Origin of the sequence: Flavobacterium sp. AJR (assembly GCF_002156885.1) — a bacterium.
In the GTDB taxonomy this organism is placed as follows: domain Bacteria; phylum Bacteroidota; class Bacteroidia; order Flavobacteriales; family Flavobacteriaceae; genus Flavobacterium.
The window spans coordinates 1-22359 of the sequence record NZ_NCWQ01000069.1 but is presented as its reverse complement, the minus strand read 5'-3'; the positions used below and the strand labels follow the sequence as shown (position 1 = coordinate 22359).

14 protein-coding genes are annotated in these 22359 nt (G+C 33.2%); 3 read left to right on the top strand and 11 right to left on the bottom strand.

Going from position 1 to position 22359, the window contains the following annotated elements:
* Positions 1-626: 626 nt before the first annotated feature.
* Both B8T70_RS17380 and B8T70_RS17375 read right to left on the bottom strand, forming a co-directional pair.
* Positions 627-3395 (bottom strand): AsmA-like C-terminal region-containing protein, encoded by a 2769-nt coding sequence (locus tag B8T70_RS17380; protein WP_086895641.1) that lies wholly within the window; start codon positions 3393-3395, stop codon positions 627-629.
* A 21-nt stretch (positions 3396-3416) separates the two neighbouring features.
* A complete protein-coding gene (locus B8T70_RS17375) occupies positions 3417-3998 on the bottom strand; it encodes a tRNA-(ms[2]io[6]A)-hydroxylase (protein WP_039111801.1) in 582 nt (193 codons plus the stop codon).
* A 109-nt stretch (positions 3999-4107) separates the two neighbouring features.
* Here B8T70_RS17375 and B8T70_RS17370 point away from each other — a divergent pair, with 109 nt between their 5' ends.
* A complete protein-coding gene (locus tag B8T70_RS17370; RefSeq protein ID WP_086895640.1) occupies positions 4108-5352 on the top strand; it encodes a glycosyltransferase family 4 protein in 1245 nt (414 codons plus the stop codon).
* Here B8T70_RS17370 and B8T70_RS17365 read toward each other — a convergent pair.
* From B8T70_RS17365 to porU, 8 genes are all read right to left on the bottom strand, one after another.
* Entirely contained in the window at positions 5349-6227 is an 879-nt protein-coding gene (locus B8T70_RS17365) for a helix-turn-helix domain-containing protein (RefSeq protein WP_086895639.1), read from the bottom strand. The genes B8T70_RS17370 and B8T70_RS17365 overlap by 4 nt on opposite strands.
* A gap of 87 nt (positions 6228-6314) precedes the next feature.
* Complete coding sequence (locus B8T70_RS17360; protein ID WP_086895638.1) at positions 6315-6857, bottom strand: carboxymuconolactone decarboxylase family protein; 543 nt, start codon at positions 6855-6857, stop codon at positions 6315-6317.
* 387 nt (positions 6858-7244) lie between these two features.
* Positions 7245-9092: a hydrolase/aminopeptidase gene (locus B8T70_RS17355; RefSeq protein ID WP_086895637.1), complete on the bottom strand. Its 1848-nt coding sequence runs from the start codon at positions 9090-9092 to the stop codon at positions 7245-7247.
* Between the two features lie 135 nt (positions 9093-9227).
* Complete coding sequence (locus B8T70_RS17350) at positions 9228-10865, bottom strand: pyruvate dehydrogenase complex dihydrolipoamide acetyltransferase (RefSeq protein WP_086895636.1); 1638 nt, start codon at positions 10863-10865, stop codon at positions 9228-9230.
* 3 nt (positions 10866-10868) lie between these two features.
* Complete coding sequence (gene pdhA, locus B8T70_RS17345) at positions 10869-11867, bottom strand: pyruvate dehydrogenase (acetyl-transferring) E1 component subunit alpha (RefSeq protein WP_035623790.1); 999 nt, start codon at positions 11865-11867, stop codon at positions 10869-10871.
* 155 nt (positions 11868-12022) lie between these two features.
* Positions 12023-12505, bottom strand: coding sequence for a cytidine deaminase (cdd, locus tag B8T70_RS17340; protein ID WP_086895635.1), 483 nt, complete (start codon positions 12503-12505; stop codon positions 12023-12025).
* A gap of 73 nt (positions 12506-12578) precedes the next feature.
* The gene (porV, locus tag B8T70_RS17335; protein ID WP_086895634.1) at positions 12579-13748 is read right to left on the bottom strand and encodes a type IX secretion system outer membrane channel protein PorV; all 1170 of its coding nucleotides are present in this window, start codon (positions 13746-13748) and stop codon (positions 12579-12581) included.
* Between the two features lie 36 nt (positions 13749-13784).
* Positions 13785-17627, bottom strand: a complete 3843-nt coding sequence (gene porU / locus B8T70_RS17330; protein ID WP_086895633.1) for a type IX secretion system sortase PorU — start codon at positions 17625-17627, stop codon at positions 13785-13787.
* A gap of 221 nt (positions 17628-17848) precedes the next feature.
* Between porU and gldJ the strand changes: the two genes are divergently transcribed.
* Positions 17849-19537, top strand: a complete 1689-nt coding sequence (gene gldJ, locus B8T70_RS17325) for a gliding motility lipoprotein GldJ (protein ID WP_039111810.1) — start codon at positions 17849-17851, stop codon at positions 19535-19537.
* A 65-nt stretch (positions 19538-19602) separates the two neighbouring features.
* Positions 19603-20886 (top strand): UDP-N-acetylmuramoyl-tripeptide--D-alanyl-D-alanine ligase, encoded by a 1284-nt coding sequence (gene murF / locus B8T70_RS17320; RefSeq protein ID WP_039120163.1) that lies wholly within the window; start codon positions 19603-19605, stop codon positions 20884-20886.
* Positions 20887-20940: 54 nt separating this feature from the next.
* On the opposite strand, the gene B8T70_RS17315 is transcribed toward murF, so the two are convergent.
* Positions 20941-22359, bottom strand: a 1419-nt coding sequence (locus tag B8T70_RS17315) for a triple tyrosine motif-containing protein (protein WP_242667513.1), incomplete at its 5' end; no start/stop codon positions are given.

Here is a 22359-nt window from a genome sequence, read left to right as displayed (position 1 = left end):
TTAATTAAAAAAGTTACCTCAAGTAACAACGACCTTAAGGTGGTTATTGTTGTTTCGCAAAGTTTCGCAAAAGAAGACACAAAGGTTCGCAAAGTTTAATCAATAGCTTTGCGAACCTTTGTGTTTTTTCTCTTTCCTTCCTCTGCGGTTAAAATGGATCAATTAGTAGCTTGACAATCTAAAAAAGCTTTGTGTTAGTGTCTTGTGGAGATCCTTCGTTCCTCAGGGTGACAAGGCTGTGGTTGTTTTAATAGCAAAATAAGCGCAAAGGTTCGTAAAGTTTAATCAATAGCTTTGTTAACCTTTGTGTTTTTTCTCTTTCCTTACTTTGCGGTTAAAACCTGAAGTATTGTTTATGCTAAAAGAGCTTAGTGTCTAGCACCTTCGCAATAAACTATCTTAAGCTTTTTATAAATAAAAATCTTTGTGATACTCTGTATAAACTTTGTGAAGCTTCGCGGTATAATTTTAGCGCGTTTATGGAGCGGAATCGTTTGTGAATAACATCTAACAGGTCTAAGTGATAAAAGTGTTTTTAAAATGTATATAATGAAGTGTTATTTTGTGTCCAGGCATAAAAAAACCTGCTCGATTGAGCAGGTTTGGTAACATTGATAAAGTTTAGATTAATCTTCGGTATCTTGAGTTTCTTCTAAATCATCTGATTTTCGTCCAATTTTTATTTTAGGATTGTCTTTGTTTCCTGTTATTATTAACGGAACTCCTAAAATTCCTAATGGAGGTAAGCCTAGCCTCATTTTTATGTTTAATTTCCCATCTAAACTAGTTGTTCCTTCTATTCTTGGTCTAAAACCTGCAAATTTAAATTTGAATCGTTCCAGAGTAATTATATTGTTTTTAATACTACTCTTGATATCTACTTTTGAAATTTCAGGATTTTTTATTCCCTCATGACTCGTTGTTTTACTTACAGCATTAAACATTTTCATGCCATACAATTTTATGTCTTTTACAGAGACAACTCCTTCACCAACTAATGATGGATAAACTGGTTCCATATTGGCATTAAGCCTTCCTTTTAATTTATAATCTAAAGAAACTGTTCCTTGTGCTTTTTCAGCTGCACTAGCCATTTTTCTAAATATCTCAATTTCATTATAAGCTTTTTTAACGTCAAAATCTGTTGCTTTAATAGTATAGTCGAATAAAGCTTTTTTCATTGTTAGAGCTTGGTATGTTGCGTCCATAGCAACTTCACAACCTATTAAATTAAAACCTGTATTCTGCATGGTAAGAATACCTTTGTTCATCTTGAGATTTCCTTTGGCATTATTTAAAGTAAGTTTATTAAAGTTTACCTTCTGTGCATTTGCCTGAAATTGTAAATTAAAATTCTTTGGAATTATAATTACACCAGTTTGTACTACTTCAGTTTTTGGAGTTTCAGAACTTGTATTAGATGTTGTTGCCGTACTATTTGTTTCAATAGTAGTTGTCGACATAAATTCATCAGCATTGATGTATCTTGAATTTATGACAAAAGAACCTTTTAAAACACCCGTTTTGGTTGTTGCAAAATTGATGACATTTTGTAAATAACCATTCATTTTAAAATCTGATTGACCGTATGTTGACAAAAAGTTTTTGAAGAACATTTTGTCTTGGTTTATTTTAAAAATACCTTCTTTAATAATGAACTTTTTAGGAAGGTATTCAGAAACTATTCCGATGTTTTTAATTTCTAGCGTTCCTTTATTATGGAGTTTACTATAATTTCCTTTTTCGGCATCACTTTGTTTGCCTTTTAAAACTAAATCAGCTTTAATTGAACCATCTAAATCTAACCCTTTTTGAGAAAATACTCTATATATTTTGCTTATGTCTAGTTCTCCTTTGGCTTTCACATCATAAGTAAGATCATTAAAATTATATAAGTCAGCATCTATATAAAAAGGTTTCCCCTCAAATGTTATTTGTGCAGGTGATAATTTTACTTTTAAATCATCAAAAGTTCCTTTCTGATTTTTAATCTCAGAAACAATTGTTATGTCTGTTATTGGGTTTGGATAATATTTTGTTTTTAAATATCCATTTTTGAAATTAATAGTTCCAGAAGTTACGGGAAAGAGTTTGTTTTTTAAATCAAAAATCCCTTTTGCTTTAATATCTCCAATAAGATTTCCTTTTAACTCAATATCAGGTATTCCAAATGCCTGAGTTAGTTTCTCTAAATCTATCTGACTGCTTAAATCTATATTCAAGTCTGGAGTGTCAACTCCTTTTACATAGAATTTAGATTTTAAATAATCTTTATTAATATTCAAAGCTAAATTCTTTCCGTCAACAATTAATAGATCTGGATTTAATGAAGGTAGTTTTGTATTTATATCCAGATTCAAATTTGAAATAGGGAATGAACTTTTATTATAGTTTACATATCCATCATTTATTTTTAAATCTAAGTTTAAATCTGGCGCTATATTTTGAGAAGCAATGTATTTTCCTTTTAGCGTAAGCAATAAATTGGTGTTTCCTTTTAAATCAGTTTTTGATAACCAAGTGATAAATTTTGGAGGAAATGCTGTAAATACATCATGTAATTGGCTATTATTCGATTTTATTACAAAATCGATATTATAACCGTCTTTTAAGAAGTCAAATTTCCCTTTAAAATCAACGATTAACTGGTTTATTTTTAAGTTATTTTGTTCGAAAAAGAATGATAAAGAGTTTACATTTACTTTAGTGATTAAATCGGCGTCAACCTTTTTATTCATTAAGTACGGTTCATTCTCATATAAGATGTTAAGTTTTTCGATTTTAGCTTTTGAATATAAATCGAAAATATCTTTGCTTAAATCTCCTTTTCCAGAATAATTAAAACCAAAAACATCTAGATGTACATTGGTTGACTTATCATCATAAATAATTTTGCTATTTAAGATTTCAATTTTTTCTAACTTTAAAGAAGTATCGCTGCTGTCTGTTGCTTTTTCAGCTTCGACTGATGACGATTTGTAAACGTTATAATTTGCTTCACCATTTTTATTAACTTTTACATTGATAAATGAATCTGATAAGTAAATTTGATCGATACTTACCGTTTTGCCAAATATTAAACTGCTAATATTTATTCCAAAGGAAACCTCTTTTGCCGTAACAAAATTCTCTTTCTCGAATGGAGCAGATCCATTTAGTTTTAAATCATTTAAAGTTAAAGTTAATGATGGAAAATGATGAAAGAAGGAGATATTAGCATCAGAATAATTTAATTCGGCATTAAGTTTTTTATTTGCTGTTTTCTTTATCTCTTCTTTTATTTTATCCGAAAAAACATAAGGCGTTATAAAAAGTAGCGCTAAAATAACGACTAGCACTATTCCAATATATTTTACTATTCTATATAAAATGGATTTTATATTCCCTTTTGCCATAAGTATGATTATTAGTTAGTTTTATCCGTGTACAGTTTCGCTTTTTCCATAATTGGTAATGATAGAACCTTCATATTCAATCCATTCTTTCCAACGTTTATCAATGTCTATATTATCTGTATATTTTCGGGCAAATCCTAAAAAAGTAGTATAATGTCCTGCTTCCGAAATCATTAAATCACGATAAAATGTTGCCAATTCTTGGTCTTTTATGTTTTCAGAAAGGACTTTAAAACGTTCACAACTTCTAGCTTCAATCATAGCCGAAAATAATAGGCGGTCACAAAGGGCATCTTTTCTACTGCCATCTTTTTTCATGAATTTAAAAAGCTCATTTACATAATGGTCTTTTCTTTCGCGACCAAGTGTCAAACCTCTTTTCTTGATAATGTCATGTACCATTTGTAAATGCTCTAACTCTTCTCTGGCAATAATTAGCATTTCGGTTACTAATTCCTCTAATTCTGAATTGTATGTTACTAAACTAATTGCGTTTGAAGCCGCTTTTTGCTCACACCACGCATGGTCGGTAAGAATTTCTTCGATATTCGATTCGACTATGTTTACCCAACGTGGGTCTGTAGCTAATTTTAATCCTAACATGATATTTGATTTATAACCTACAAAATTAGTGTTTTATTCCCGATTTTTGGGTTTAATGATGATATTGCCGCTTAAATAGTATTATTTTGTAGTAGAAATAAAATAGGATATGAGTGAGCTTAAAAAGCTTTTAATAATTGGTTTTGTATGGCCTGAGCCTAATTCATCGGCTGCAGGGGAGAGAATGATGCAATTGATTTCAATTTTTCAAGAACAAGGATTTGAAATCACATTTGCTAGCCCAGCTTTGGATAGTGACTTTATGATAGATTTGCGGGCATTAGGAATCGAAAAGAAATCGATTGTTTTAAATTGTTCTAGTTTTGACGATTTTATAAAAGAACTGAATCCATCTATTGTTTTGTTTGATCGGTTTATGATTGAAGAGCAGTTTGGTTGGCGTGTGGCTGAAAATTGCCCTAATGCATTACGTATTTTAGATACTGAGGATTTGCACTGTTTGCGCCAAGCTCGTCAAAAAGCATTCAAAGAAAATAGAAAATTTATAGTTAGCGATTTATTTTCAGAAGAAGTAGCAAAGAGGGAAATAGCGAGTATTTTGCGTTGTGATTTGTCTTTGATGATTTCTGAGTTTGAGATGGAGTTATTAGAATCAGTATTTAAAATTGATACTACTTTATTATATTATTTGCCTTTTTTATTAAATCCAATTTCTGAAGGTGTATTAAAAGAATTACCTTCTTTTGAAGAAAGGACTGATTTTATTTTTATCGGTAATTTTTTGCATGAACCTAATTGGAACACCGTTCAATATCTGAAAGAAGTAATTTGGCCTTTGATAAAAAAACAATTACCAGATACTGTTTTAAATATATATGGAGCTTACCCTTCACAAAAAGTTTTACAATTGCATCATCCTAAATCTGGTTTTTATATTATGGGGCGAGCTGTTGATGCTCAGGAAGTAGTGCAGAAATCACGAATAGTATTGGCACCAATACGTTTTGGTGCAGGTCTAAAAGGGAAACTGGTTGAAGCAATGCAATGCGGAACACCAAGTGTAACCACAACAATAGGAGCGGAAGCGATGAATGGTGATTTGCCTTGGAATGGTTTTATTGTTGATGATGCTGAAGGTTTTATTAAAGCAGCTGTCGAATTATATCAAAATAAGAATCTTTGGAACGAGGCTCAAATTAAAGGAGTTGAAATTATTAATACTCGTTATTTGAAAGATAATTTTGCAACGAATTTTATGGAAATGATTTTCTATTTGCAATCTAATTTGCAATCACATCGTAATAATAATTTTATAGGGAGTATGTTGCAATTTCATACTATGAGAAGTACAAAATATATGTCTAAATGGATTGAGGCAAAAAATAAAAATTAAGCCTCCATTTTTCCAAAACCTACTGTTTCTCTATAAATTTGAGGCGAAACATCAGCATTGGTTTTAAAAAATCGACTAAAGTAATGTTCGTCTTCATAACCTAATTCATATGCAATTTCTTTGACTGTTTTGTTGGTCATGTACAATTCCCTTTTGGCTTCGATTATTATTCTTTCGGCAATTAAATCAGTTAATGTTTTATTGAAGTAAGTCTTAGATAATTTTGCCAGAGCTTTTGGGGAGATATTCAGTAATTCGGCATAATTTCCTGCTGAATGTTTAGTTTTAAAATTTAGTTCAATGGCATCTTTCAGATTCTGAAGAATAAATGGTTCTTTAGAGTTAGGAACTGATTTCATTTTTTCTAATTGTTCATTTTTTAATCGGGAAGCAGTAATTAAAAATATTTTTAAATAGGAAATCAATAATTCATATTGTGCCAATTCAGCATTTTGAATTTCGGTTTTCATTTGTTCTAAAACCATTGTAAAAGTTGCTGCAGCCTGTTCTGTAATTATTGTAAAAGGTGGTTGATAAACATTGTTGAATAAAATACCATTACAAGAAACTTCTTTTTGGTGCATGTGAATACAATAGAAATCTGGATGAAAATGAATTGCGATTCCTTCAATTGGTTCACTCACGCAGAGCATAAAAGGTTGATAAGGAGAAAAGGCAAGGAGTGAATTTTCTTCAAAATGATGTTCGGCAAAATCAGCTTTTACTTTCCCTTTTCCTTTGGTTACCCATATTAATGAGAAATAATTATTGCGTTGCAAATGGTCAAAATGACTATTGTTATCAAAAGGGAGTAACTTAAAAGCTAAATTACCATTTTGCGGATTAATTAAAGTGAAAACATTCTGAGTACTCATGATTTCTTTTGTTTTGAAAATATAAAGATAGTCATGAAAATAATTCACAACTATCTTTATAAAGTGTTTTTACTTGAATTGGTTTTATTAATTTAAACTTGATATTGCTGGAAAATCAATTTCTGTATTTGCAGTATTGTTAAAGTAGTTTGTTAAAACATTTAAAGCTACATGTCCAACTGTTTCAGCAATTTCGGCATCAGTAACACCTGCATTTTTTGCTTTGTTTACATCTTCGTCATTTACTAAGCCATTTTTGCTGATTAATGTTTTAGCAAATTGTAAAACGGCTTCGATTTTAGCATCGGTTGAGTTTCCTGTTCTTGCTGCTTGCAAAACAGCTGGATCCGCTTTTACCAGTTTTTCTCCAATAAAGGTATGGGCTGCTAAGCAGTAATCACATGAATTACTTTCTGAAACTGCTAAGGCGATTAATTCTCCTGTTTTTGTGCCTAATTTTCCGTGGCTTAGCGCGCCGCTTAAATTTAAATATCCTTCAAGAACTGCTGGAGAATTTCCCATTGTTCTCATCATATTCGGAACAACTCCTAACTTTGCCTGTACAGCGTTGAATAAATCTTTAGTTTTTCCTGTTACTTCTTCTGGGTTTAATGCTCTTAATCGTGTCATCTTATTTAATTTTTATGTTATTTATTTGTTGTTGTCTTTAGACATTACAAAGGTGCTACGATTACAGATTTTAGAACATGGAGGATTTACGCTATGTGATGGACAATTTTCCCTGAGGTGTTTTTTTAGGAGCTAATCCCGCTATTCGTTACAATCTTTTGCTTTTTAAAGAAAAAAACAAAAGGATTTCCACTTCTATCGGGGCTAGGGGAATTGTTTTCATAAGAATGTTTTTCGTTTATTAGGTCAGGAATGACAAATAAGAATAAAAAAATCCCCGATTACAAGGTGTAACTGGGGATTTTTTGCTTTGCAGTTTTCAGTCGCAGTCTTCGGTCAGATTGTAAGCTGAAAACTGTGACTGCGACTGTAAACTGAAACTGAATACTATTTTAAAACACCTTCAACAGCTTGAGCGGTTGTTGCGTGATAACCAGATTTAGCTTTGTCAAAAATTTGTTTTGCCCAAACTTTTCCTTCCGGAGTTTTTGCCATTTCTTTATAAAGCATCATTACCGATCCGGTTCTGCTGCTTGAAATCAAAAATTGTTCAATCGCAGGATTAGCAGCCGTGTATTTATAGCGAATCGATGGAATAAACCATTGACGTTTGATAACGAAATTACCGCCTTTTGTAAAGTTGAATTCACCATCAAGTGCTTCCATTTCTTTTGCAGTGATGTCTGTTGGTAGATTATCTATAAAATGCTGTTTTTCTGCAGTTGTTGTAATTTTTTCACTTAATCCTTTAACTCCAGTTTCTCTCCAGCTTTTTTGGATTTTATCAATTGCATCAAAATCAGCAGAACTTACTGGAGTAATATTTGATGGAATTCCAGGTTTGTAAATCCAATCTTCGGCTTTTATTTTATCAGCAAGTGCTTTGTCTCCTTTTATAAGGTTTTCATTGTAGTATTTAATGAAATCATCTGTTGTAATAGATTTAAAAGCATGTGCATCAAAATAGTTTTTAATGAAAACGTCAAATTTTTCACGTCCAACGGCATTTTCAATAACTCTTAAAAAAGCATATCCTTTTACATAAGGAATCATGCTGATTCCGTCATCAGGATTTCTTCCTGTAAGGCTTACTTTTAATCTTGTATCGGGATTTGTATCTCCATATTCAGCTACATTATCAACTAATTCTTTGCGGATGATAACGTTTTGCATTTCAAATTCTTTTTCACCAAAGATTGCTTCGCCAATTCTATGTTCTACATAAGTGGTGAAACCTTCGTTTAACCAAATATCATCCCATGTTGCATTGGTTACTAAGTTTCCGCTCCAGCTATGTCCTAATTCATGCGCTAATAAGCTGGTTAATGAACGGTCTCCAGCAATGACACCAGGAGTTAGGAAAGTTAAATTAGGATTTTCCATTCCGCCATAAGGGAAACTTGGTGGTAAAACTAATACATCATAACGTCCCCAACGGTAAGGGCCGTAAAGTTTTTCGGCAGCAACTACCATTTTTCCAAGCTCAGCAAATTCCCAAGCTGATTTTTTTAGCATTGATGGTTCTGCGTAAACACCTGTTCTATCATCGATTGATTGAAATTCGATGTCTCCAACTGCAATTGCCATTAAATAAGATGGTATTGCTTTGTCTTGTTTAAAAGTATAAACTCCAGTATCGTTTTTCTTTTGTGGGTTAACAGCGCTCATTACTGCCATTAAGTCTTTAGGAACAGTAACTTTTGCATTATAAGTAAATCGAATTGATGGAGAGTCTTGACACGGAATCCAGGTACGAGACCAAACACTTTCTCCTTGAGAGAAAAGGAAAGGCTTCTTTTTGTCTGCCGTTTGTGCTGGGGTTAACCATTGTAAAGCTACAGCATCTTTGCTTGTGCTGTAGTAAATATTTACTTTGGTTGTATTTGGTTCAATTGTAATATGAAGAGGTTTTCCGTGGAATTCAACTTCTTTGCCTAGCTTAAATTTGGTTTCTTTTTCATCATCACCTAGAGTTACTTTAGTGATGTTAAGGGTGTTTTCGTCAAAGATAATCTCGTTGCCTTTGCTAACATTGTCGATTTCCCAAGATGCTTTTCCTGTAATGGATTGTGTCTCAAAATCAACTTTAATGTCAAGATCTAAGTGTTTTACAACAGCAAGTTCAGGTTTAGAATAACTGTGTTCATCTGTAACAACAGCTACTTTTTCTGTTTGTTCCTTTTTCTGACAGGCAATTACGGTCAGGAATAAAGTGGCAAGGATTAGTTTTTTCATTTTATGAAGAATTGAATTAGTGGAGGAAAATTAAACAAAAAATCCCGTTTTGAATAAACAAAACGGGATTTTATTATAAATAACCATCTTCCGTCCCGAAGTTTCGGGATTGGGATGCTCAGGCTGACATTAAAATTATGCCAACATTGTAACTGGGCTTTCGATGTATTGTTTTAATGTTTGTAAAAATTGAGCTCCAGTTGCACCGTCAATTGTTCTGTGGTCACACGCTAATGATAACATCATTGTGTTTCCTACTACAATCTGACCGTTTTTAACTACTGGTTTCTCTACAATTGCACCTACAGAAAGGATGGCAGAGTTTGGTTGGTTTATGATAGAATTAAATTCAGTAATACCAAACATTCCAAGGTTAGATACTGTAAAAGTACTTCCTTCCATTTCTTGTGGTCCAAGTTTTTTGTTTTTAGCTCTTCCAGCAAGATCTCTCACGCTAGCGCCAATTTGAGATAAACTCATAGCATCTGTAAATTTCAATACAGGAACTACTAATCCGTCTTCAACTGCTACAGCAACACCAATATTTACATGGTGGTTGATGATGATAGCATCTTCTTTCCACTGTGAATTAATTTTTGGGTGTTTTTTCAATGCCAAAGCACAAGCTTTGATTATCATATCGTTAAAAGATACTTTTGTATCTGGAACGCTATTTATTGTAGCTCTAGATGTCATTGCTTCGTCCATGCTTACTTCAATCACTAAGTTATAGTGAGGAGCTGTAAACAATGATTCTGCTAAACGTTTAGCAATGATTTTTCGCATTTGCGAGTTTTTGATCTCTTCTGTGAAAACTTCACCAGCAGGAACAAAAACTTTTGGTGCAGTAGCAGTAACTTCAGGAGTTTTAGCAGCAGGTGCAGTTGCAGCTGGTTGTGTAGCTGTTGCAGCGGCAGCAGGTGTAAAGTTTTCGATATCGCTTTTTACGATACGTCCGTTTTCACCAGATCCTTTTACTTGAGATAATTGGATTCCTTTATCTGAAGCAATTTTCTTTGCTAAAGGTGAAGCTAAAATTCTTTTTCCGTCGCTAACTACTTCAACAGTTTCTGCTGTTTCTTGCGCAGGAGCTGCTTTAGTTTCTTCTGTTGCTTTTGCAGGAGCACCACCAGCAGTATAGTTTTCGGCAATACCAGAAATATCAGTTCCAGCAGGTCCGATGATAGCTAATAAACTATCAACAGGAGCTGTGTTTCCTTCTTGAATACCAATGTATAATAATGTTCCTTCGTTGAAAGACTCAAATTCCATTGTTGCTTTGTCAGTTTCGATTTCAGCAAGAATATCACCTTCAGCAACAGCATCACCAACTTTTTTAAGCCAAGTTGCAACTGTACCTTCAGTCATAGTATCACTTAATCTAGGCATAGTTACTACAACAACACCTTTTGGCAATTCAGTTGCAGCTTTTGCTGGAGCAGGTGCTTCTGTTTTTGCTTCTGGAGTTGCAGCTTCAGCTTTCGGAGCTGCAGCAGGAGCGTCTCCTCCAGCGATTAATGCTGTAACATCTTCGCCTTCGTTTCCTATAATTGCTAATAATGAATCTACTGGAGCAGTTTCTCCAGCAGGTATTCCTATATATAAAAGAGTTCCTTCATTGAAAGACTCAAATTCCATTGTTGCTTTGTCAGTTTCAATTTCAGCAAGGATATCTCCTTCGCTAATTTTGTCTCCTACTTTTTTAAGCCAAGTTGCTACCGTTCCTTCCGTCATAGTATCGCTCAAACGAGGCATTGTTACTTTTATCGCCATGATTTATAGTTTATGAGGTGTAAATGGATAGTCTTCTTGTGCGTATACTACATCGTAAAGTTGTTGTAATTCCGGATATGGAGATTCTTCAGCAAATTTCACACACTCTTCAACCAAGTCTTTTACTCTTTGGTCAATTTCTTCAATTTCTTCTTCAGTAGCAAATTTTTGATCTTTTATTACATCAAGAACTTGTGTAATTGGGTCAATCTTTTTGTATTCTTCTACTTCTTCTTTAGAACGATATAATTGTGCATCAGACATTGAGTGTCCTCTGTAACGGTATGTTTTCATTTCTAGGAATGTTGGACCATCACCACGACGAGCTCTTTCAACAGCTTCGTACATAGCTTCAGCAACTTTCACTGGATTCATTCCGTCAACTGGTCCACAAGGCATTTCGTAACCTAAACCAAGTTTCCAGATATCAGTATGATTTGCGGTTCTCTCTACAGAAGTTCCCATTGCATATCCATTGTTTTCAACAATAAATACAACTGGAAGTTTCCATAACATAGCCATATTAAAGGCTTCGTGTAAAGAACCTTGTCTTGCTGCACCATCACCAAAATAGGTCATAGTTACACCACCTGTTTCAAAATATTTATCTGCAAAAGCTAAACCAGCTCCTACAGGAATTTGTCCACCTACAATTCCGTGACCTCCGTAAAAACGGTGTTCTTTTGAGAAAATGTGCATAGATCCACCCATTCCTTTAGATGTTCCTGTTGCTTTTCCTAAAAGTTCAGCCATTACACGTTTTGGGTCCACACCCATACCAATTGGTTGTACGTGGTTTCTGTATGCAGTTATCATTTTATCTTTTGTCAAATCCATGACATGCAATGCACCAGCTAGTACAGCTTCTTGACCATTGTATAGGTGAAGAAAACCTCTTACTTTCTGTTGGATGTACAATGCTGCTAGTTTGTCTTCAAACTTTCTCCAAAGTAGCATGTCTTCATACCACTTTAAATATACCTCTTTTGTAACTTCTTTCATCTGAATTCTTTCTTTTGCTAAAGTGTTTCTGTTATCAATTGTTGCCTATAACGCAAAATAGTTTCCTCCCACAAATTTGCGCCCGAAGGGTCGGGATGCAAAAATAAGACATTCCTACTAAGAAGTAAAATTTAAAAGCTAATTTTTGGTTTTTTTTACAAGAACTTTTTATCAAACATGAATGGAAGTAAATTTTTTAGGGATGCTGATTGATAAATTACACCTATTTCTCCCATGAAATAAATTTCGATAGGGGTCTCTTGTTTTATTTCATATTCTGCAATTGATTGTCTGCAAGATCCACAAGGAGGGATTGGAGCTTTTGTTTGATTCGTATCTGAAGCTGCAGTAATGGCAATTTTTAAAATTTTGGCATCAGGATAAATTGCTCCTGCATGATAAATTGCTACTCGTTCTGCACAAAGTCCTGATGGATAAGCTGCGTTTTCTTGATTAGAACCTAAAACAATTTTGCCATTATCTAAAAGTAATGCAGCTCCAACTCTAAATTTAGAATAAGGGGCGTATGCTTTTTTGCGAATAGCGATTGCTTCGTTCATTAAGTCTTGAGTGTCTTTTGAAAGTTCTTCGATAGATTCAAAAACAGAAAATTGCGTTGTAATAGATATTTCTTTCATTATGTATTTAGGAAAAAAAATCCAAATTTCACGAAGGTGAAATTTGGATTGTTATAATTGTGAATTTTATTTATTAATATACTTCGTATTTGTCGCCAAAGTTAAAGGTTAGTGAGAAACGAAGTGTGTTTTCTAATGGATTTTTTACGTTTGAAGTAGAGAATAAATACGAAACATCTACTTTTACTACATTGTACTTGAAACCTGCTCCTAAAGAAAAGAATTTTCTAGCTCCTTTTTCTGGGCTTTCATGAAAATATCCTAATCGGAATGCAAATGCATCTTGGTACATATATTCGGCACCAATACTATAAGTAATCTCTTTTAACTCTTCGCTAAAACCACCTGGAGCATCACCAAAAGATTGGAAAATTCCAGATACCCAACCTATTGATCGGTAGTCTTCATTGTTTTGCATTCTTTCTTGCAGAGTAACTGTACCATCGCCATCTAAATCTGGATCTTGAGGTGTAGGAACTAATAATTTACTAAATTCTACGCCTACTGCTAGTTTGTTGTAATCGTCTAGGATAAAATCAAATCCTCCACCTACTTTTAAATTAGCTGGTAGGAAGTTAGCATTGAGTTCATCACTATCATATTTCATCTTAGGTCCTAAATTCTGAATATTAAAACCACCTCTCCATCTTCCGTTAAAGCTGTTATAAGCAATTTCTTCAGATTGATAAAAACCAGCTACATCTACTGCAAATGAACTTGCAGGTTTAGCATCTATTTCTTCAGAAGCTATTTTTAGGTTGGAACGTATGTACCTTCCTGCTACAGCCATCGAGAATTTTTCGCTAAGCTTTAGTGAGTAAGAACCGTCAAAAGCTAGTTCGTTAGGCGATACAATGTTTACTGGCTCATCAGGACTATCGGTTCTTCTTAATTCGATATCACCAAATCCAAAATAACGGAAACTTGCTGCAAATGCATTTCGGTCGTTTATTTTGTTATAATAGGTTATTTGTCCTAAAGAGACATCATTTACCAAATCGGTAAGATACGGAGTGTAACTAACAGAAAACCCTTGTTTGTCTTCGGAGAAGGCGTATTTTGCGGGATTCCATTGTTGAGAGAATGCATCTACAGATGTGGCGACACCTTGGTCGGCCATACCTGCTGCTCTAGCGTCGGCAGCTACTAATAAAAAAGGTACTGCAGTTGTAATAGTTCTTTCTTGTGCCTTTGCTAATGAAACGACAAAAAGGCAAATTAAAATGAGGGTAGGTTTTTTCATCTAGGTTTTAAAATAGTAAACAAATATAATATTTAATTAAAGTATGACAAGTTTTTCAATTTTTTCTGCTTTTTTATTTGTTGTGTTCGATTTTACAGTTAGTTTATAAATATAAACACCTTTGCCAATTCGATCGCCAAAATCGTCTCTTCCATTCCAAGTTATGTCCCGAGATAAAAAACCTTCGGTAGTAATAATTTGATTTTTTGTCCAAACAACCTTTCCAGTAATTGTCATTACTTGTACTTGAACTTCTAAGGGTTCATAAGGTTTGTTGTGTGAAAACCAAAACTCAGTATAGGTTGTGAACGGATTCGGATAATTTAAAACATGCGTTAATGTTATTGAATCATCACCTGAAACAATAAATTGAATTTCGGTTGTAACGGGGTTGTTGTATACATCCCATGCTGTAACCGAAACGGTGTGCAATCCTACTGCTAAATTACGGAATGGAAAACGTAATGTTCCATGCGTGTAATCGTCTAACTTGGTTTGATAATAATCGTTTAATATATAAGGATTACTAACGTCTCCGTCTAAAATTGCAACTATGTCATGTCCTATTCCACTTGCGGTATTTATCCCGTTTTCATCTTCAAGATTTGCAAGTAAAAAAGGAGATTCATTTGTAACCCCTCCTGATACAAATGTTTCATCGTTCATATATAACTGCACTTTTGGACTATTATTGTCTTGAGGTGCATTTTCGTTTATTCCACCTATTTTTATTGTTGTATCATAACCCGTTTGGTTCTCAAGAAGTTGTTGTTTTTTGGCGTAAAAGCTAATTCTTCCGTTTCCTACAGGGATTCGGATGTCTCTTGGTACTACAAAACTAAACTCAAATAAACCATTGGTTACTGATGCACTTCCTCTAAAAATAGTTTCTCCCAAAGTGTTAAATTGCATTGGGGGACTAAAGCCATCATTATTGAGTGTCGAAGATATAATTAATTTATCAAATATCGCAGTAGTTAATTCACCATTATAGTTTGTTAATAAATTATTGTTTTCATCTGTTATTTCTCCGGATAATTTAATTTTTGACAGCGATTTTAAATCATCAATTGGTTGGGAGATAACGACATCGTTTACTTTGGTTAGTTTTACTTTTGGTTTTGGGATAGCAAGCATTAAAGCTGGATCGCCTATATATACAATAACATTGCTAGAAGAGCTTGGGTTGCTATTTTTGGATAGTCGTAATGATTCGGAAATGGTTGTGTATTGGTTGGATCCGTATGACAATAAGTTTTTTGATAAAATGTCATTGAAGTTTTCAGCGCTAAATTGTCCGATGGATCTTATAGTTGTAAGCATAGCGATAGCGCCTCCCTTAGGATTCCAATATGTATATTCACCAGCAGTAGGTCTTGTTGGATCATCAAATCTTGAGAACTCGCAGGTTATGGTTATAAATAATGGATACTTGTATTGATTGTTTAGATTTTGCCCATCAGCTTTGCTCCAAATACGTTCGCCTGCTAATCCATCTTCACCGCCATGTCCTAGATAGTTAAAAACGAGCGCGCCTTTTTCGAAAGCATCAAATAAATCAGTTCGTGCTTTGGGATATCTTGATCCTCCTGCCGAAGCTTCTTGGGTATAGGAATCTAAGAGGATTTTATCAATATTGAAAAAAGGTTTTTCGGTACCTATAACATCGGCTAATTTATTTTGTCGGCTTTGTAATGTAGCATCCGAAGCTTTATCGGAATCATCTGCAACTAGTACGAAGTTATTTTTCCAGTTTCCGTAAGATTTAATGTCATGGTATTCTAGTACTTTATTAACCATTTCGTCAGCTTGTTTAGTGTCATTAATAAGCATTCTTCCTACTGCGAGATCTATTCCTCCAAAAAAAGAAACTACATTGCCTTCGTCATTATCCATTAATCCATAAAAATCATCAGATGCAAATGAAGCTTCTCCTGTACTATTACTTCTTAAGGAGTAATATATAGGTACAATGTTTCCGTTATTATTGATTCTGTTTTTATAATCGAAAGAAGCATCTCCAAAAAGATTGACGTATTTAATTCTTTTATCAGGAGTAGAGGCATTGTCATATATGTATTTAATGCAGTTTCTGATGGCGGCTATATCTTGTTTTCCAGATGAGAATTCCTGGTAGATAGATTCAGTTGAAATTACTTTTACGCTTAAGTTAGAATGAGATCTGTGGAAAGATGCTAGTCTTTCGGCTTGATTTATTAAAAAAGAGGGAGCGATAATTACATAATCAATGTCTTGAAAAGCGCCTTGATTGTTTTTTAAAAGAGTTCCTTTTAAGTTCTGGTTAGGAATTTTGGTTTTGTTATCTTTAAAAGGGATGTAGTAGTCGGAAGGATCGAGGGCTACATATTTTCTTATTTCTCCTAATTGTGCTTTAAAACTTATTGTGTTTTGATTTGAGTTTTCAATAGTGCTTACATTATATATGTCAGTGACATCCCAAATTTGAGCAATGCTGCTTGAGTTTGTGATATCGTAACTGGCAATTCCGATGCTTGAACTAGCTAAGTCGTATTGAAAAAGAAATTGTTTTCCGTAGCCTTGTAGTTTTCGTTTAGCAATTAATTTAATTTGATCTAAATATCCCTTTGATCCGGGAACACCACTATTATTGTAGTTAAGTTTTATTTTAATGTTATCGGCCCCTGTAAATGTTTTGTTGGAAGGTAATGAGTCGGTATAAAATTTAATTTCTGAATTGGGTGTTATTGCGGGAAAATTTGTAGTAGCTATATCTTGTCCGTTTGCAGCAACTTTAAAAGATGTGTTTGTGTATGAAGCAGAAGCTGTCTTGACTTGTATTTTTACAGGAACTGAAGTGTCGATATTTGGAAAGCTAAACTCAAACTCTTGTTCGTTGTCGATTTCAAAAGATTCGCCATACCATTCTCTACCAAGATGTGTTATGTTTATCAGGTCTTTTTCGTGGTATTGATGGTCATCAAATGTTGAGAGGTTTATGGTACTGCTTCCTGATGGTGGTTGCATTTGGGTGATTCTTTTTCCGTCACCTCCCTGAGTCGTTATATAATAATATGATCTGTTATCGTATAAGTTACTATAGGTTCTGCTTTCATCGTTCCAAGTATCGACTCCTTCGGCATAGAATAAGATGTAGTCGTCGTTATCAAAACTTCCGTCATTTTCGCCAATGATCTGAATTGCATTTTCTGTTAAGTCATTAGGATAATAAGATGAGTTGGATAAAGGGAGCATTCTACCACCATTTCCGAATATTTTTATCTTTTTTGGGTTGACTTTTGTCAAATCTGAGTTTAAATTTTGCAAGAAGCTTTTGGAGATTTTATATACACCGGATTTTTCAATGTAAAATCGATACCAATCTCCAGATGATAAAACAGAATTGGTGATGTTTGTATTCTTTCTGGTTAATGATGTTCTTGAGGTAGTATTGTTTTGAGAATTGGTTATTATATTATAGGTAAAAGATTTTACTCTTTTGTATCCTGTTCCGTTATTGATTATTGGTGACAGGGTTAGTAAAGCTTGATTGATTCCTCTCGCAGAAGAGATTTTTAACGTTTCATTAATAGTTTTTGGGATGTTTTTTAATGTTAAATCACCCAGTTCATTTTCAGAAATTGTTTCGTAAACAATATTAGATAATTGGACGGTGCTGTTCTCAGAATAATTGAATTGCGTAAGGTTTAAAGCGTAAAAAATTGTCTTTGTGTCGGAGTTTAAGTGGTAGCTATTACCCGAAAACAGGGGTGCATTGACTTTAAACTCTCCAAAATACATGTCTTTTTTATCGAGCCAATTTATAATAACATCATCTTTCGTCTGTGCGAAAGAGCTGATATATAGTAAGATAAAACAGGTTAATAAGGTCTTTTTCATTGCGCGCTTTAACAAAAATGATATAGTTGTATTATACCAAGTAAAAATATAGTATTTAGTGTTATAGTAAATAATAAAAAGTATATTTTTGCGTTCAAGTTATGTGAGATGATTTTACAAGAATCAGGTACATGAAATTTTTATAATTGTTTTATAATTGATGTTGCGAATTAATTTTAATTATTATATTGCAGCACCTAAATTATTACCTACTAAAGAGTATGAAAGTAAACAAAATTATGGCCTTACAGTTAATGTTATCTATGACATTGGTTCTGGGAATGGCTAGCTGTAGTAAAAAATCTAGTTCGAGTGCATCAAGAGCTACGGGTTGGGACGTTAATAGTATTAATGGAACGGCACAAAATGTTTCTAACAAAAAACAACAAGCAGGACCTGGATTAGTTTTTGTAGAAGGAGGAACGTTTACCATGGGTAAGGTTCAGGATGATGTAATGCATGATTGGAACAATACTCCAACGCAACAACACGTACAGTCTTTTTATATGGATGAGACTGAGGTGACTAACATGATGTACTTAGAATACCTTGAGTGGTTGAAAAAAGTATTTCCACCAACAGAAGAAAATTACAAACATATATATGAAGGAGCTTCGCCAGATACTTTAGTTTGGAGAAATCGTTTAGGTTATAATGAAACTATGACCAATAACTACTTAAGACATCCTGCATATGCTAACTACCCTGTAGTAGGTGTGAACTGGATTCAAGCAGTTGAGTTTAGTAAATGGAGAACTAACCGTGTAAACGAAGCAGTTCTTGAAAAAAATGGATACCTTAAAAAAGGTGCTAAAACAGATGATGTTAATGCTGAAAGCAACTTTAATACTGAAACATATTTAATCGCTCCTACATCTACATTTGGAGGAAACGAAGAAATTGTTTTAAAAGAAGGTAAAAAAGTAAGAAGAACTAAAAAAGGAGATGCTGCTGAAGAGCCTAAAAATGTTTATGCACAGCGTTCTTCTGGAATTATCTTACCAGAATATAGATTACCAACTGAGGCAGAGTGGGAATATGCTGCTGCTGCAGATGTTGGACAAAGAGAATACAACATTTATAAAGGACAAAAGAAATACCCTTGGTCTGGAGATTATACTCGTTCTGGAAAAAGAGCAACAAGAGGTGATCAATTGGCTAACTTTAAACAAGGTAATGGAGATTACGGAGGTATAGCTGGATGGTCTGATGACGGTGCAGATATTACAAATGAAGTAAAAAAATATCCTGCAAACGATTTTGGATTGTATGATATGGCTGGAAACGTAGCCGAATGGGTTGCCGATGTTTACAGACCTCTTATCGATAATGAAGCAAATGACTTTAACTACTTTAGAGGTAACTTGTATGCTAAGAATAAAATTGGTAAAGACGGTAAAGTAGAAATCGTTACTAAAGAAACTATCAAATATGATACTTTAAGCAATGGTAAAATTGTAGCAAGAAATTTCCCTGGAGATATTGCACAAGTTCCTGTTGATGAGCAAGAGACTTATTTGAGACAAAACTTCTCTACAAGTGATAACATCAATTATAGAGATGGAGATAAGCAATCATCTAAATATTATGATTTCGGAGCTTCAGAAGAAGAGCAAACAGCTGCTGATAAAGCAAAACAAGCAATGTACAATTCTCCTAAGCATAATGTCACCACAGATAGTTTAGGTAACATGGTTAGAAAATATGATAAGTCTAGCAAAAGAACAACTTTAGTAAATGATAATGTTAGAGTTTACAAAGGAGGTTCTTGGAGAGATAGAGCATATTGGTTAGATCCAGCTCAAAGAAGATATTTCCCTCAAGATATGGCAACTGATTACATTGGTTTCAGATGTGCAATGTCAAGAGTAGGACCTAAATCTGAAAAAAGAAAATCACCTAGAAATTAAGAAATTTAATAATAGTAATAAAAGCCCTTTGATTAGGGCTTTTATTGTTTTAAATCTGTTTTAAAATGGATATTGCTCACATTCATAATTTGTTTTTACAATGCCAGTCAGTTTCGACAGATACTCGTAAAATTGAATTAAATTCAATGTTTTTTGCTATAAAAGGAGATAATTTTGATGCAAATACATTCGCAGAAGAGGCTTTGCAAAAAGGAGCGTTATTTGTAGTTATCGATAATGCATCTTACTTTATTGATCAAAGAACTATTTTGGTTGAAAACAGTTTGATTGCATTACAAGAATTAGCAAAATTTCATCGTGCTTATTTACAATTGCCTATTATTGCTTTAACAGGAAGTAATGGGAAAACGACAACCAAGGAGCTGATTAATGTTGTGCTTTCTAAAAAGTACAATACTAAAGCAACTGTTGGAAATTTAAACAATCATATTGGTGTTCCTTTAACGCTATTGACGTTTACTAAAGAAACTGAAATAGGAATTGTAGAAATGGGAGCTAATCATAAAAAAGAAATAGAGTTTTTATGCGAATTAGCTCAGCCGGATTTTGGATATGTGACGAACTTTGGAAAAGCACATCTTGAAGGTTTTGGAGGGATTTTGGGAGTTATAGAAGGGAAAAGTGAATTGTATACTTATCTTTCTGCTCATGATAAAGTTGCGTTTGTTAATCTGGATGATTCTATTCAGGTAGAAAAAACAAGTGCGATAAAGAAATTTTCATTCGGATATAAAAATACTAGTGGTGATGTTGTTATAAGCACCATTACAGCAAATCCTTTTGTGGTTTTAGGTTTTGGCAATGAAACTATTACTTCGCATTTAATTGGACTGTATAATGCTAATAACATAAGTGCAGCACTGGCAATAGGAAAGTATTTTAAGATAGAAGATTCTGCTATAAAAGAGGCTTTAGAGAGTTATATACCCGAGAATAATCGTTCGCAATTATTAGTAAAGGGAACCAACGAAATTATTTTGGATGCATACAATGCAAACCCAAGTAGTATGGCTGTTGCAATCGAGAATTTCATTCAATTAGAGAAGCAAAATAAAGTCATGATTTTGGGAGATATGTTTGAGCTTGGTTCAGAAAGTGATCATGAACATAAGTTTATTGTAACATCACTTTTGAATGAAAATAAAACAAATTGTTATTTCATAGGACCTTCTTTCTTTAAGCATAAAGCTGATAAAGAGAATTTCCATTTCTTTGATTCGTTTGATGCTTTTGCTACTTATTTAGGAACTATAGCTTTTAATGAGCAAACAATACTTATTAAAGGGTCTAGAGGTATGGCTCTGGAAAGAGTTTTAAATTTTATTTAAAAAACATCTTTAAACTATAACAAAAAACCATCCGATCATCGGATGGTTTTTTGTTTAAATACTCATTAAGAATCCTATAAGGTTTTCTTTTTTGTTCAATTCTAGTTTTTTTCTTAATCTATAACGAGCAAGTTCAACTCCTCCATTTGAGATGTTCATGATTTCTGCAATTTCTTTAGTCGACATATTCATCAATAAATAAGTTGCTAAATCTAGTTCTCTAGGCGAAATTTTAGGATATTTTTCTTTTAAGCGTTTCAGGAATTCAAAATGGACATTCTTTATATGCTTTTCTAAATCTTTCCAGCTCTTATCTGTATTTACTTCTTTAACGATACTTTTGTTGAGTTTGTTGAATTGAAATTTAGTAGACTCGTCAAATGTTTCAATGTCAATTTCTTTCAGTTTATGTATAATCCCGTTTAGGATTTTGTTCTTTTTTACTACTTGTAAGGAGTTGTTAACTAGTTCTTTGTCTTTAGTGAGAATCTTTATTTGTAATTTGTCATTTTTTAATTTTTCAATTTCCTTTTCTAATTGATATTGTTCTTGCCTTATTTTAGATTCTTTTTCTAAGTAAAGTCTTCGTTGTTCGATTGTCTCGTAATATTTATTTTTTCTAATTTTCATTTTTATGCGATAGGAGATAGAGTAAATAGCAACCAATACAAGCATAAAATAAAATATATAAGCAAGAATATGTCTGTACCAAGGTGGTGAAATGGTAAAAGGGATGACATCAACCTCAGATTGTATCCCGTAACTATTTCTCACTTTAACTCTCATTTTGTAATTGCCTTCTCTTAAATTGGTATATTCCTTTACTGAAATTGTTGACCAATTGCTCCATTTTTCATCAAAAGGATCTAATTGATAAGAGTATTCTACATTTTCAAGATTCTCATAAGTAGGAGATGAGAAAGTGAATTTTACATGATTTGAAGCATATGGAATTAGATATTTTTCCGAAATTTTCTTCTGATTTCCGAATGTCAAGGTATCATTCGTAAAAGTAAAAGTTCGAATGAATACGTTTGGTTTGGTTACAATGTTATTTATTAATTGAGAATCATAATGTGCCAGACCATCTGTTAATCCGATAAAAATATTTTGAGGATCAATAGTGTTAACCGAAAGATAGTTGGTTACTAAGTTTCCTGTTAAGTTTGAAAATGGGGCAACGACATTTTTGTAATTTCCATCTTGAGATTTAACTAGTTCTCCCAAAGATTCATTAAATACGTACCAAAGATTTCCTTTTGAATCTTCATAAAGAGAATTTATTACGGGTATATCTTTAAAAACGGCAGTCATTTTTTTATCCTTATAGAAAACTTCTTGTTCTTTAGAATATTTATAAAAATGATTATTTGTTTGGAAATAAACACTATTGTTTATTTTTTGAATACTTCCAATGCCTTTCTCTTTTGATAAATTGTGAATAATTTTTATTGATTTGAATTTTTTTAAATC

What these genes read in the sequence shown, in the direction of transcription:
- B8T70_RS17380 (WP_086895641.1), bottom strand. Translation starts at nt 3,395, where the DNA reads ATGGCAAAAGGGAATATAAAATCCATTTTATATAGAATAGTAAAATAT.
- cdd (WP_086895635.1), bottom strand. Translation starts at nt 12,505, where the DNA reads ATGAAAGAAATATCTATTACAACGCAATTTTCTGTTTTTGAATCTATC.
- B8T70_RS17370 (WP_086895640.1), top strand. Translation starts at nt 4,108, where the DNA reads ATGAGTGAGCTTAAAAAGCTTTTAATAATTGGTTTTGTATGGCCTGAG.
- B8T70_RS17350 (WP_086895636.1), bottom strand. Translation starts at nt 10,865, where the DNA reads ATGGCGATAAAAGTAACAATGCCTCGTTTGAGCGATACTATGACGGAA.
- B8T70_RS17375 (WP_039111801.1), bottom strand. Translation starts at nt 3,998, where the DNA reads ATGTTAGGATTAAAATTAGCTACAGACCCACGTTGGGTAAACATAGTC.
- B8T70_RS17365 (WP_086895639.1), bottom strand. Translation starts at nt 6,227, where the DNA reads ATGAGTACTCAGAATGTTTTCACTTTAATTAATCCGCAAAATGGTAAT.
- B8T70_RS17355 (WP_086895637.1), bottom strand. Translation starts at nt 9,092, where the DNA reads ATGAAAAAACTAATCCTTGCCACTTTATTCCTGACCGTAATTGCCTGT.
- porU (WP_086895633.1), bottom strand. Translation starts at nt 17,627, where the DNA reads ATGAAAAAGACCTTATTAACCTGTTTTATCTTACTATATATCAGCTCT.
- B8T70_RS17360 (WP_086895638.1), bottom strand. Translation starts at nt 6,857, where the DNA reads ATGACACGATTAAGAGCATTAAACCCAGAAGAAGTAACAGGAAAAACT.
- murF (WP_039120163.1), top strand. Translation starts at nt 19,603, where the DNA reads ATGGATATTGCTCACATTCATAATTTGTTTTTACAATGCCAGTCAGTT.
- porV (WP_086895634.1), bottom strand. Translation starts at nt 13,748, where the DNA reads ATGAAAAAACCTACCCTCATTTTAATTTGCCTTTTTGTCGTTTCATTA.
- gldJ (WP_039111810.1), top strand. Translation starts at nt 17,849, where the DNA reads ATGAAAGTAAACAAAATTATGGCCTTACAGTTAATGTTATCTATGACA.
- pdhA (WP_035623790.1), bottom strand. Translation starts at nt 11,867, where the DNA reads ATGAAAGAAGTTACAAAAGAGGTATATTTAAAGTGGTATGAAGACATG.